Origin of the sequence: Sphingobium sp. SA2, assembly GCF_032227065.1 — a bacterium.
Classification (GTDB): domain Bacteria; phylum Pseudomonadota; class Alphaproteobacteria; order Sphingomonadales; family Sphingomonadaceae; genus Sphingobium.
Genome location: NZ_JAPMXX010000006.1, coordinates 2,302,333 through 2,315,498, shown reverse-complemented (window position 1 = coordinate 2,315,498; position 13,166 = coordinate 2,302,333). Strand labels below are relative to the sequence as shown.

Sequence of the window (13,166 nt, the reverse complement as noted above, 5' to 3'; positions counted from 1 at the left end):
GGCTCTACCCTAAACCGGACGAAAGATTTTTATGTCGGGGACAAGCGGATCGTCCCGCCCTCTTCGAGCAGCTGCAGGGATAAGGCGTGCGCGATGACGGCCGCGAGCCGACGGGTGTCGTTGAGGCGCACAGTGCCGTAGAATCGCCGCTGGCCAAGCGCGGGATCGGCGAGGATGATCTTCACCACGCCATAGCGGTTGGCATGGCCCAACACCTGCGCCAGCGGCACGCCGTCAAAAGACATGAGCCCGCTTGGCCAGGCGGTGGCCGCAAGCTCGTCCCTCGCCATCTTCGCAATAGCCGTTCGCCCATCCGGGCCGTAGCTAGCGCGATAGCCTTTGGCGACCCGGGTAGCATTAGAGGGTCTCAAAGCCGACCATTTGCCTGCGGTCCGAAGCTCAGCCGTGCCCCGCAAGAATGACATGTCAACCTCCTGATAGCGCGACAAGCCAATGTCGAACAGGGAGCCAAGCGTGGTGATCGTCCCCGCGCCCGCTGCGACCACGAATGGTCTGGAAGCTGTTGCAACGGCCAGGCGGATACGGCCGCGCTCGAGGCGCAGCCGCCTGTTCGAGCGCCCCGGCTGGAAGGTAACCAGGCTGTCCGTGTCAAGCGTCACCATCGACCCGTCATCGAGCCGGACCGTTCGAATCTCGCCCAGCGCTGTCTGCAGTTGCCCTGCGCCAAGCGCACGTCTTGCCAGTCGGTCTGGAGCTGCCTCCCGCTTTCCATCAAAGTAGAAAACACTGATGCCCATGAAGATGGCGAGTGCCGCCGTCAGAGCAGGCCCCCTCCATCGCGTCGCATGAACTGCATGCCTGGGTTCCTGTATTTGGTCGGCGGTCCGGTCAAGATCGACCCCGCGTAGCTTCTCGCCAAAACCATAGAGTTCGCTCACCTCGCTATAGACCTGACGGTGGACGCCCCCGAGGGAAAGCCAGGTTTCGAACGCGGCCCTGTGCTCGTCGGCATCCTTGCTTTGCATGCGCAGACACCAGCTGATCGCCTCGTCAAGCAATGGGTTGGGTGCCGGCTCTCCCCGCTGCGCTGTGGATTTTTTGCTCATGACCCGTAAAATGCCTGATGGAGCCGCGCCAGGGCGCGACCCATATGATATTCGACCGACTTGATCGAGAGGTTCACCCGATCGGCAATTTCGCCGTAGGTCAGTCCGTCCACCCTGTGGAGGAGGAATATCTCGCGGGTTTGGGGGCCAAGCGTATCAAGTACGGCTACATAGCGACTGGTCGCGTCATCGGCCTCCAGAGCCCATTCCTGTTCGGGGGGAACGGCCACGCCTAGCGCCTCGTCCAGATCTGCTTGCACCAGTTGTCCTGGCCGGGCGCCGCGGCGGAAACGCTCGAACACGAGATTGCGTGTGACCCGTTGCAGATAGGCTTCCGGCCGCTCGAGCAGGATCTGCGGGCGCGCGGCAGCCAGACTGACGAAGGCCTCCTGTACAAGGTCGTGGACATCTTCGGTCCGCCCGATCCGACTTCGAACGAAACGCGCAAGACCAGGTGCCTCGGACCGGAAAAGCCGCTCGAGAATGCGTCTGCGTGTTTGCTGCGCTCCCTCGGCGCTGGCCTTCCCGCCATCACTGCGTGGCATATGGTGAACTGTCAGGCGCGCGGCAGACTGCGCGGCGATGCTGTGAAAACGACATACGAAAATAGGCCCGGACACAAATATGGAATCCGGGACGTGCCGGTTCCATTGCATTGATCGGTGCCGTGCCTGGAGACGAAGCCGTCTCGCGGAGCAAGCGGGCCGTCCGATGGACAGCCATGGTGCATGGCCTAATTCTTTGCCTTTTCGCATTCCCCTGTCAATCATCCCCCAAGAGAGTTCAGGCGCTTTTGGCTCGATGCCAGAAATTTCGATAATCGGCTCGCTGCGCCAAGGCCTCATCTGTCCCTGCACAACGTAGCGCGCCATCAACGAGGAAGAGAACTTGGTCGGCCATACGGGCAATATGCCGACGATGGGTCACAAGAATGATCGTGCTCTGGGCACGCTCGCGCCGCAATGTCTCGATCGCAGCAGTCTCACTCTGCAGATCGAGCGCTGAGGTCGCCTCGTCGAGGATGAGGACCGGCACCGCCGCGCTCGCCAGCCGCGCGAGTTCGAGCTTTTGAATCTGGCCACCAGACAGTCCGTGACCGCCCTCTCCGACCGGCATGTCGAGTTCGGGCATGCGGTCATCTGGGTAGAAGTGCAGCGCCTGTAGCCGTCGCTGCAGGCACTGCGCTTGTGATGCTGCCGGGGGATAGAGGCCATTTTCGCCAAGCGAACGCGCAAACAGCCCAACATGTTGCGGGACATAGAGGATATGCCGGTGCCGGTGCTCGCGCGGCACATCTGCAAGGATGATGCCGTTGACATCCACACTGCCTGCCAAGGGATCCAGCAATCCCGCGATTAGGCGAGCAAGAGTCGATTTGCCCGAACCGTTAGCGCCAACCAGGACAGTAAGGCTTCCAGCTTCGATAGTGGCGCTTACATTACGAACAACGTACCTGATACCGTCAAAAGCAAAGCTGATGCCGCCAAGCTGAACCCGCGCGGGACCATCGGGGAGTGGGCCTGGACATGAAGGCGATCGCGCATGACCATCGATCAAGGCCAATGTTTCGCGGATCTGCGCGACGGCGCGTCCCGCCTGCCTCAGCAGGAAGCCAAAGCCGCCAAGCGGCAGGACCAGGCGTAACGCGTAAGCCTGCAATAAAATGAGGTCCCCTACCGTCAGCCGGAAAGCCAGCACGTCACGGACTGCGAGACCAAGAAGGAGGACGAGGCCCAGCGTCACGGCGCTGCATTGCACGGCCGCCATCGAGACCAGGGACCGGGTGCCGCGTCCAGCCTCCTTCGCGCGCTCTCCAGCCAGCAGGGCTGCGCGCGCAAGCTCGGCGTCCATATTGCCATTGAATATGACGCGCGGAGCATTGCGCAGAAGATCGGCGACACATGCCGTCAGGTTTGCAGACCGCTCATTCGCTGCCACAGCCTGATGCTGGTAGCGCTCGGCCCCCACCATGGTGACGAAGCAATAGCCTGCGAGTGTCAAGCCGATCAGAACCGCATAGATCCAGGGAACGACCGCCAGGATTACGCAGAAGGCCACCGCCATCTGAACCATGAGGGGAACGGCCTGCCATAACAGGCCGTCGATCAAGAGATGGAGGCTGAACGGCAGTCGTTCGATCTGCCCGAGCATCCTCCCCCCCATGGCGTCAGGGTGCCTCGCCATGATGGGAAGGCGAGAGGCAAGAAGCTGCAGCGCCAGGTCGCCGGCAATCGCCTCGACGATGCGGGTCGTGCTGTGATGACGCAAAGCAGCGACCAAGCCGGCGGCAGCGGCCGTAAGTGCAAAGAGGATCACGGCGACAACCAGCGGCGCTGACAATGGCAATGGCTGGGAGAGGCGATCGACGAGATGCTTGAGCAGTAGAGGTCCAGCAACCAGGAGCAGAATACCGATCCCCTCCCCTGCCATCCCGATAAAGACTGCGTCACGGACGCCCAAGCGCCTGTCGACCATCATTCGCGTGAGGCGAAACATGAGGGCCAGCGCGGACATTGCTTCCTCCGTGAGATGTACAGCCTCCCGGCAACGGGTCGCTGGCCTGCCTCACGGATCGCAGCCTCTGGCGCGCGACGCCATCGGAACAAGTCCGAAAATCGGACAAAGCCTCGCATTCGTTCCGCACGATCATCTTGCGAACCGGGATTGCGGAGGGATCATGCTCGGTGAAATATATTTTCTTCGACGCTCGGCCGCGCGAACGCTTGTTTGTCGTAAATTCTCCCTGGCTCCCCCTCTCGACAGAAGCCGACGGATTGGGCATTCAAGCCCCTCCTTATCACAGCTGGACTATGACCTATGACCGTGACCGATATCATCGCTTCGATCGCTACCGATGAAGGGCTTGCCAAGTCCGATGTGAAGAAGGTCATCGACGGGCTGTTCGCAAAAATTGCGGATGCGGCCGGCAAGGATGAGGAGGTCTCGGTTCCAGGCTTCGGCAAATTCAAGGTCAAGCACAGTGCTGCGCGCGATGGCCGCAACCCAGCAACCGGCGAAACGATCAGCATTGCTGCGTCGAAGAAGCTGGGCTTCACGCCAGCCAAGGCACTAAAAGATAAGCTGAACGGCTGATCCGCCATGAGCCCTTCTCTTCTTGTGAGAAGGGCCTAACTATTGATTTGCGCAGAGAAGTGACCCGGGGAGGCCCGTAATTTTCACTTAGAAGTGACCTATGTTAGATCACGTCCCTGGCTTTGGCGAGCGGGGGACCATGATATACTGCAACAGTGCACCCCCAGAATCGCATCATCTTGCCAGTCTTTCAGTTCGTCGCCGGAACCGGATCCCAGCCCCCACCCAGCGCGCGGAACGAGGCGACCGCGCCGCGGCTTGCGGCGGCGCGAGCCTGGATCGCACCATCTCGGGTTTCGAGCAGCCTACGGTCAGCATCGAGCACTTCGATCAAGCTGACCGCCCCACCCTTGTAAGCGGCAAACGAGGATGTCCGCGCGCGCGTCAATGCTATTTCACCTTGTGACAAAGCTGCCGCACGCGCCTCCTGCTGGACCAATGTCGAGAAGGCATCCTCGACATCCTGCGACGCACGCAGGACGGTCAGGCGATACGCAGCCAGCGCCTCGGCATTACGGCCCTTGGCAGCCTTGATCTCCGCATCGACACGACCAAAATCGAACAGGCGCCAGCGCAAGCCCAACACGCCGTTGGCTTGCGTCGCATTGCCAGTGAACAGACCACCTGCCGCCGTCGTCGCCGTGCCAAGCAGACCGCTTAGCGAGATTTTGGGATAATATTCAGAGACGGCGACCCCGATCCGGGCGTTGGAAGCGGCAAGCGTCCGTTCCGCCGCAATGATATCGGGCCGACGCCGCAAAAGCGCTGCCGGCCCGCCCGCCGTCGATACAGCAGGGGACAGCGGTATCGGGGAGAGCGTCGCCAGTTCAGATCGCGTTGTGCCGGGCTGAACGCCGATCAGCACATCGAGGGCATTCATCGCCATGTCGAGTTCGTTCTGTAAAGCCGGGATCGAGGCGCGCACCTGCGCCAGCGCGCCTTCGGCCTGGCGAACCTGTAGCTCGGCCGCGACGCCTTTGCGATATTGAAGGGTGATCAGATCGACGAGTTTCTGCTGGGTGTCGGTTTGCGCGCGCGCCACGTCGAGGCGCGCCTGCAAGGTCCGGATGGCGATATAGGTATCCGCAGTCTGCGCAGCCACTGCAAGGCGTGCGGCGACTGCTGCCGCCGCCGATGCCTGCCAATCCGCGCGGGCCGCGTCGCGAGCGGCGTCACGGCCACCGAACAGGTCAATTTCCCAACTGGCGCCAAGATTAAACTCATAGGTTTCGGTTGAACGCTCGAATTGCGGGAATGCGCTGCCAATCCGTCCGATCGGAGTTTCCAGCGACTGATAGGTTTCGCCACCCTGACCGCTCATCTGCCCGGATGGCAGGAGCGCGGCGTTGGCATTCTTCAGCGCGGCGCGCGCCTGAACGACGCGCGCGCTCGCCCGCTGCAGATCCAGATTCTGGGCGAGCGCGCGCTCGACGAGACTGGTCAGCAGCGGGTCTTGGAACGCCCGCCACCAATTGACCAGGTCCGCCATCTGCGTTGCCGCAGTTCGCGAATCGACGGCGGGAGCGCCGACAAAAGCAGTCGGCGCCGAGGAAACCGGCGCGACGTAGCGAGGCCCGACAGCACAGCCGCCCAGAAGCGCGGCCGTAGCTGACAACAGGAATGCGGATCGACGGTGTCGCATGTTCAAGCCTCGAGAGATTGAGTTCAATATATGACTAATGTTCCTTATGGTCACTATTTGTCAATGCTGGCTGGAGCGTTTAAGGAGCGAGCATGATGAAACCATCCACTCCAACGGCCTCGACCCGCGGGCCGGCCGAACACAGCGTACGTGACCAGATCGTCGAAGCCGCGAATGAATGTTTTGCGCGCTACGGCTATGGCAAAACCGCGGTCTCTGACCTGGCGCGCGAGATCGGCTTCTCGAAAGCCTATATCTATCGCTTCTTTGAATCGAAACAGGCGATCGGCGAAGCCATCTGTAGCGCCCGCCTCGTGCAAATCCTCAGCGAGGCGCGTGCCGCCATCGATGAAGGCGGCAGCGCGACCGACCGGCTCCGTCGTATGTTCAAAAGCGTTACTGCGCTCAGCGTCGCCCTGTTTTTCGATGATCGAAAGATCTTTGAGATTGCGGCGCTATCGGCGAAGGAGCGCTGGTCATCGACGCAAGTCTATGCCGATGCCCTCAAAGCGATGCTGGAGGAGATCATCCGGGATGGCCGCGAAAATGGGGAGTTCGAACGCAAGACACCGATCGACGAAATCTGCCGATCGATATTCTACGCGATGACCCCCTTTATCGATCCACTTCATCTCGAGCGGAATCTGGACCTGCTTCCCGACGCACAAAGCGAGGTTATGGGCCTCATCCTGCGCAGCCTAGCACCCTAAACCCGGCCAGATCAGATTTATGTGACCTATTGACAATATGGTCACTAGACACTTATCGATCCTCCATACTTCGGAGGAATCGTGCGTGTCCCATCGCTATCGTCATTTTGCCCTTGGCCTGCCCATCCTGCTTTCGATCGCACTGGCCGGGTGCGACCGCACCCAATCCGATCCACGGACACAGCCACCACTCGTCAGGGTAACCACCTCGAGCCTGGCCAATGCTGCGACACGCGAGTTTACCGGCATCGTTGCGGCACGCGTGCAGAGCGATCTGGGCTTTCGGGTCGGCGGAAAGGTGATCGAGCGTCTGGTTGACGCCGGACAGGTCGTTCGCCGCGGACAGCCGCTGATGCGGATCGACCTTGCCGACCTCGCGCTCGCGAGCCGCGCGTCACAAGGCACCGTCGAAGCCGCCCGCGCGCGCGCATTGCAGACTGCAGCCGATGAGAGGCGTTACCGCGATCTGGTGGGCGCGGGCGCCGTATCGGCCTCGGCTTACGACCAGGCGAAGGCAGCTGCCGATTCGGCGCGCGCTCAGCTCACCGCAGCACAGGCGCAGGCCAATGTGGCGCGTAACGAAACCAACTATGGTGTCCTGCTCGCCGATGCCGACGGCACAGTCGTCGAGACGCTGGCAGAACCTGGACAGGTGGTTGCGGCCGGACAGACCGTGATACGATTAGCACGGTCAGGACCGCGCGAAGCCCTGGTGCAATTGCCCGAAACGGTGCGGCCCTCACTGAACTCTGTCGCCCGGGCCCGCACCTACGACGGTGCGACCGGCAGCGCCACCCTGCGCCAGCTCGCTGACTCCGCCAATCCAGCCTCGCGCACGTTCGAAGCCCGCTATGTCCTTGCAGGCGCGGTCGCTCGAGCGCCGCTCGGATCCACTGTCACTGTGACCCTTGCTACGCCAGGCGAAGAGGTTACGACCCAAGTGCCGCTTGGCGCACTGCACGACACCGGGCGAGGTCCAGGCGTCTGGATTGTCAGCGGGGGTACCAAGCCAACGGTCGCGTGGCGGCCGGTTCGCGTCTCTGCTCTTGGTGAAGAGACTGCAAATGTGACATCGGGACTTAAGTCTGGCGACCGCTTCGTCGCGATGGGCGCCCATATGTTGCATCAGGGTCAGCAGGTTAGAATCGCTGCGCAAGCCGCAGGTGCAGCCCGATGAGCGGGCAGCACGATCTGCCCGGAAATGAGCCCGGTAAGCCGAGCCGGTTCAATCTATCCGCGCTGGCTGTCCGCGAGCGATCAGTCACTTTGTTCTTCCTGATCGCGATCATTCTGGCGGGCACCGTCGCGTTCCTGAAGTTGGGACGGGCGGAGGATCCGGGCTTCACCATCAAGGTGATGACGGTCGTCACCGCCTGGCCCGGCGCGACAGCTCAGGAGATGCAGGATCAGGTCGCCGAGCGACTGGAAAAGCGTTTGCAGGAACTGCGCTGGTATGATCGCAGCGAAACCTTCACACGGCCCGGTCTGGCCTTCACCACATTGACCTTGCGGGACACGACGCCGCCCAAGGACGTGCCGGACCAATTTTATCAAGCGCGCAAGAAGATGTCGGACGAAGCGCCTAACCTGCCGCGCGGAGCGGTCGGGCCATTCGTGAACGACGAATATGGCGAAGTCACCTTCGCCCTTTATGCCCTCAAGGCTAAGGGCGAGCCGCAGCGGTTGCTCGCACGTGAAGCCGAGACCTTGCGCCAGCGCCTACTGCATGTTCCTGGCGTCAACAAAATTAATATCGTGGGCGAGCGCCCTGAGCGCATCTATGTCGAATTCGCCCAGGAGCGGCTGGCGACGCTTGGCGTCTCGCCACGCGACATCTTCGCTGCGCTGGCGGCGCAGAATATGATCACGCCCGCAGGCTCGATCGAAACCAAGGCACAGCAGGTGATCGTGCGCCTCCACGGTGCATTCGACGACCTGTCGAAGATCCGTGACCTGCCCATCGTCGCAAACGGTGTCACGCTGCGCCTGTCCGAAATCGCCACGGTCAAGCGTGGTTACGAAGACCCCGCCGCCTTCCTGATCCGCAGCCAGGGCGAGCCTGCATTGCTGCTCGGCGTCGTCATGCGCGAGGGATGGAACGGCCTTGACCTGGGCAAATCGCTGAAGACGGAAATTGAGAAGATCACAGACGAACTACCCCTCGGCATGAGCCTGACCCCGGTCACCGATCAGTCGGTCAATATCTCCGAGGCGGTCAACCAGTTCATGCACACTTTCCTGGAAGCGCTGGCAATCGTGATGATCGTCAGTCTTGTGAGCCTGGGCTGGCGGGTCGGCATCGTCGTGGCGGCGGCGGTGCCGCTGACGCTCGCTATCGTGCTCGTCATCATGTGGGCCACCGGCCGCGTTCTTGACCGGATCACGCTCGGCGCACTGATCCTGGCGCTCGGCCTGCTTGTCGATGATGCCATTATCGCCATTGAGATGATGATGGTGAAGATGGAGGAGGGCTACGACCGCATCCGCGCGTCCGCCTACGCCTGGAGCCATACCGCCTCGCCGATGCTGGCCGGAACGCTGGTGACGGTGATCGGGTTAATGCCGGTAGGGTTCGCGCAATCGACCGCCGGCGAATATGCCGGCAACATCTTCTGGGTCGTTGGCTTCGCCCTGATCGCCTCCTGGTTCGTCGCGGTGATCTTCACGCCATATATGGGCGTGAAGATGCTGCCGCACATCAAGCCGGTGGAAGGGGGGCATGCCGCAATCTACCAGACGCCACGCTATGAGAAAGTGCGCAGCGTCATCGCCTGGGCAGTGCGGCGCAAGAAACTTGTCGCGCTCGCGACACTCGGCGCGTTCCTGATTGCGGGCGCCAGCATGCCGTTCGTCAACAAACAATTCTTCCCCGCGTCCGATCGGCCCGAAGTGTTGGTCGAGGTGCAGATGCCCAAGGGAACAGCGATCGCCCGCACCAGCGAGGCCGCAAAGCAAGTCGAGGCCTGGCTGCGTAAACAGCCCGAAGCCAGAATCGTGACCGCTTATGTCGGCCAGGGCGCCCCGCGCTTCTTCATGTCTCTGTCGCCCGAACTACCCGACCCTTCCTTTGCAAAGATCATCGTACTCACCGCAGACGAAGAAGCACGTGATGCCCTGAAGGTTAAGCTACGCCAGGCCGCGGCCGACGGCCTCGCGCCGCAGGCACGGGTGCGCGCGACCCAGCTTGTTTTTGGTCCCTATTCGCCCTTCCCGGTCGCTTTCCGGGTCAGCGGCCCTGATGTGGCGACGGTCCGCACCGTCGCAGCCAAAGCGCAGAAGATCATGCAGGACGATCCGATGATGCGAACCGTGAACGCCGATTGGGGCGACCGTGCCCCCGCGTTGCATTTCGTGCTCGATCAGGATCGACTGCGCGCGCTCGGCCTGACATCCAGCGACGTTGCGCAGCAGCTTCAGTTTTTGCTGACCGGGGTTACCGTCAGCCAGGCGCGTGAGGATATCCGCACCGTCGATGTCATCGCGCGCTCAAGCGGCAGTGACCGGCTCGATCCGGCGCGGATCGGCGACTATATGCTGACTGGCGCTAATGGCGAGCGCGTGCCGGTGAGCCAGATCGGCAAACTGGAAGTGCGGATGGAGGACCCGATCCTTCAGCGTCGCGATCGGTTGCCGACGATCACCGTTCGTGGCGACATCGCTGAGGGACTGCAACCGCCCGACGTCTCGACCGCGATGCTCAAAAAGCTTCACCCCATCATCAAGGATCTGCCATCGGGCTATCATATCGATATGGCTGGTTCGATCGAGGAGGCCGCGAAAGCCAATTCGGCACTCGCGCCGATCTTCCCGATCATGATCGTTCTGATGATGATCGTCATCATTCTCCAGGTGCGCAGCCTGTCGGCCATGGCGATCGTGCTGCTGACCGCGCCTCTGGGGCTGATCGGAGTCGTTCCTACGTTGCTGATCAGCGGCCAACCGTTCGGCTTCAACGCTATTTTGGGCCTGATCGCCCTCGCCGGCATCCTAATGCGCAATACGCTCATCCTGATCGGCCAAATCCATGACCATGAGAAGGAAGGGATGCATCCCTACCACGCCGTGGTCGAGGCGACTGTGCAACGGTCCAGACCGGTAATTCTTACCGCTCTGGCGGCGGTGCTCGCATTTGTGCCTCTCATCAGTTCAGTCTTTTGGGGATCGATGGCGGTGACCCTGATCGGTGGGACGCTCGGCGGCACGATCCTGACCTTGGTGTTCCTGCCCGCGCTGTATGCCCTGTGGTTCAAGATCAAGCCGCAATCCCGTGAGGAGCATCCCAGTCCGCTGCCTGGCGCAAACCCGGTGGCGGCCTAGGAGGGAGGCCATCTGCCGTCGCGCCTTATGCGACGTTAAGCCTTCGATTGTCTCATCCTCAGCTGCTGCCCGTCGGCTTTCCTTCATCGGCTGCGTAACACTGGCCGGTTGCGAAAGGGCCCTTATGACTGCGCCGACCCGAACGAAACGTTGACGGTTTTGATGGCCCCCGGCGCGCTCCTTGCACTTCGTCGCTTTGCCAAGGCGTCGCAGCGCTGTCCGCTAAGCAGTTCAAACGAAAATGCCGTAACGGCGCGCCGGAGCAACATGATGCCGCGCGGGGAGTTTTTTTTCGTCTGGCGCGGTCCTTCCTGTCAAAGTCAGTCAGGGGGCGCCAACGCGCATGTAGATCGCGCTTCAGTACGCTGCTGTTCGGCGATCCAGACATGTCCACCCGACCAGACTGCGTCATAGACGGCCCGACCGACAGCTGCGCCTATGTCGGTATGCAGGCCAGCAAACTGTTCCATGTCTGGATGGATAGGAGTTGCGACGACGATGCAGTCGGTCCCAGTTCCCGTCACGGCCAATCCAGATGGCTTCCAGGGAAGGTCGATCATTGCAACCGTACGCGCCTGGGCAACAATTGAAATGGTCTCCACGAGCGCCGCTTGTGACAGAGGGCGATCGACATGCACGAGGAGGTTGATCGTCCCGACATCCTGATGAGCAACGGGTGCAGAACCGACGCGCACCGCATTACCAAGACCGACGGTCGCCAGGCAGCTGGCCGTAGCCCGCCCGAAGGACGCCTGAGACATGTGATGCTTGGTGATATCTCGAGATGTCATGAGGTGGACCGCATCCGTCAATCCCGCCGACTGCATGCTTTTTCTAAGCAGCAAGGCTGGATCGACATCCATGCTCAGATCGGCATCCCGGACATAGAGCCATGCGACACTGCTGACTTCTGCGAAGCCTGGCCGCGTCAGCGACCAACTCAAAACAGCTTGTGGTTGAGGGAACGAGGCAACAAGGAAAGGGCTGGCACAGTGAACGGAAAATGGATTCATCAAGACCTGCCTCGCACGATATCACTGCGCTTGCAACACTAACCATGCGCCTCTGTGCGTAGGTATGTACACGCGGCTCAAGGCTAACAACTGCTACAAGTAAAAATACTCTCCCAAAACTAAGCATCCGTTAATCTGGTTTTGCTGCACCAGAATATCTCTGCCCGATCATATCCATGAGCTCTGGAAAATTGGTAAGAAATATTGGTGCTTTATTCGAGTATACGACAAAGAATGCTCGACGGTTTTTCGATTTTTGCAAACATACCGTTGATGCAGCCTTCGCAATCGTGGAGACGTCTGCGTGTGGCAATCATGTCTGCTCCATCCACCTGCAAAAGGATGGCGCAATAGCGTCCGGGAGATCTTTGGGCTGCCGCCTCACCCAATCCCCCGTCACTCCCGCTCACGCCACGCGTCGGCATGAGCTCCCGGATCATGCCCCAATATCCGCGCGACACATGCGCGTTCGCCGCACAGGTTGGGTTGGCCATCAGATGGAGGTGCAGGCGGCGCAGATTATGCCAGGGGACGGACGGGAAGAGGTGATGTTCCAGATGATAGCTGATGTTGAGCGGCCCGATGAGGAGCCTGTCGAGCAAGGTCGGGATGACGGTGCGGGTGCCGTTGAGTTCGTGATTATCGGGGAGGCCGTTATGCTCGGCCATGGCGCGGATGCGGTTGAAGACATTGACCCAGAAAAATTGCGGGATGAGGATCAGGCCCAGTATCTGCCAGCGAAAGGGCGACCACAATATCGCGCCATAGACCAGCACGGCCCATGCGACATAGCGTAGGCGCAGCGACAGGCGGTAATCGAAACCGAAGCGTTTGGGATTGTGGAAATTGGCGATGGGTGCCCAGATGCGTCCAGCGCGCGCCACCCGATAATAGTTGAGACCGGTGATGCTGCGGACCAGCAGCCAGAACATTGCGCGCGGAGATTTGGGAAAATGCTGGTCCGGGTCGCGCCGCTGGATACGTTGGTCACAATCATGGATGGTGTTGGTGTGGCGGGCGCGCTTTTGCCCGAGCGGGACCCGCCAGTAATGAAGGTCAGCACAGCATTTTCCTTGCAATGCGGTTTTGCTCGCCATATTGCGACGCCGCAACAGGTTCCCAGAGATGGGATTAATAGGGAACGCGGAAGCAGGTATCTACCCCTGTAATCCGTGGCTGTCCCCGCAACTGTGACCGGAGAGCGGTCGCCCCTTCATGCCACTGGGTGCATTTGCACTTGGGAAGGCGGGGCGAGCGTGTTGACCCGGGAGCCAGGAGACCTGCCTGTTGTAGTCGGTCCTTTGCGCGGACGGGGTGTTCAGCG

The 13,166-nt window shown here is 61.0% G+C and carries 10 protein-coding genes and 1 riboswitch; of the genes, 4 read left to right on the top strand and 6 right to left on the bottom strand.

The annotated features are described in order from the left end of the window. Positions 1 to 29: 29 nt before the first annotated feature. From OVY48_RS18940 to OVY48_RS23910, 3 genes are all read right to left on the bottom strand, one after another. A complete protein-coding gene (locus OVY48_RS18940; protein WP_313923995.1) occupies positions 30 to 1,067 on the bottom strand; it encodes a FecR domain-containing protein in 1,038 nt (345 codons plus the stop codon). Then, positions 1,064 to 1,723 (bottom strand): sigma-70 family RNA polymerase sigma factor, encoded by a 660-nt coding sequence (locus tag OVY48_RS18935; RefSeq protein WP_313923994.1) that lies wholly within the window; start codon positions 1,721 to 1,723, stop codon positions 1,064 to 1,066. Before OVY48_RS18935 ends, OVY48_RS18940 begins: the two co-directional genes overlap by 4 nt. 127 nt (positions 1,724 to 1,850) lie before the next feature. Beyond that, the gene (locus OVY48_RS23910; RefSeq protein ID WP_409593716.1) at positions 1,851 to 2,834 is read right to left on the bottom strand and encodes an ATP-binding cassette domain-containing protein; all 984 of its coding nucleotides are present in this window, start codon (positions 2,832 to 2,834) and stop codon (positions 1,851 to 1,853) included. Positions 2,835 to 3,884: 1,050 nt separating this feature from the next. Between OVY48_RS23910 and OVY48_RS18925 the strand changes: the two genes are divergently transcribed. Next, on the top strand, positions 3,885 to 4,160 hold the full coding sequence (locus OVY48_RS18925) for an HU family DNA-binding protein (protein ID WP_169574595.1): 276 nt from the start codon (positions 3,885 to 3,887) through the stop codon (positions 4,158 to 4,160). A gap of 190 nt (positions 4,161 to 4,350) precedes the next feature. Here OVY48_RS18925 and OVY48_RS18920 read toward each other — a convergent pair whose 3' ends face one another. Further along, positions 4,351 to 5,802, bottom strand: a complete 1,452-nt coding sequence (locus tag OVY48_RS18920) for an efflux transporter outer membrane subunit (RefSeq protein ID WP_313923991.1) — start codon at positions 5,800 to 5,802, stop codon at positions 4,351 to 4,353. Positions 5,803 to 5,894: 92 nt separating this feature from the next. On the opposite strand from OVY48_RS18920, the gene OVY48_RS18915 reads away from it, so the two are divergent. The 3 genes from OVY48_RS18915 to OVY48_RS18905 all read left to right on the top strand — a co-directional run bounded on the left by OVY48_RS18915 (position 5,895) and on the right by OVY48_RS18905 (position 10,829). Beyond that, the gene (locus OVY48_RS18915) at positions 5,895 to 6,512 is read left to right on the top strand and encodes a TetR/AcrR family transcriptional regulator (RefSeq protein WP_313923990.1); all 618 of its coding nucleotides are present in this window, start codon (positions 5,895 to 5,897) and stop codon (positions 6,510 to 6,512) included. 85 nt (positions 6,513 to 6,597) lie between these two features. Further along, positions 6,598 to 7,689, top strand: a complete 1,092-nt coding sequence (locus OVY48_RS18910; RefSeq protein WP_313923989.1) for an efflux RND transporter periplasmic adaptor subunit — start codon at positions 6,598 to 6,600, stop codon at positions 7,687 to 7,689. Next, complete coding sequence (locus OVY48_RS18905) at positions 7,686 to 10,829, top strand: efflux RND transporter permease subunit (RefSeq protein ID WP_313923988.1); 3,144 nt, start codon at positions 7,686 to 7,688, stop codon at positions 10,827 to 10,829. The genes OVY48_RS18910 and OVY48_RS18905 overlap by 4 nt, the downstream gene beginning before the upstream one ends. A 320-nt stretch (positions 10,830 to 11,149) precedes the next feature. Here the strand turns inward: OVY48_RS18905 and OVY48_RS18900 are convergent, their stop codons facing one another. Both OVY48_RS18900 and OVY48_RS18895 read right to left on the bottom strand, forming a co-directional pair. Then, a complete protein-coding gene (locus tag OVY48_RS18900; protein WP_313923987.1) occupies positions 11,150 to 11,842 on the bottom strand; it encodes an adenosylcobinamide amidohydrolase in 693 nt (230 codons plus the stop codon). 212 nt (positions 11,843 to 12,054) lie between these two features. Continuing rightward, entirely contained in the window at positions 12,055 to 12,939 is an 885-nt protein-coding gene (locus tag OVY48_RS18895; RefSeq protein ID WP_313923986.1) for a fatty acid desaturase, read from the bottom strand. Beyond that, a riboswitch (cobalamin riboswitch) is annotated at positions 12,939 to 13,145 on the top strand. It overlaps the preceding gene by 1 nt. The last annotated feature ends 21 nt before the right edge of the window (positions 13,146 to 13,166 follow it).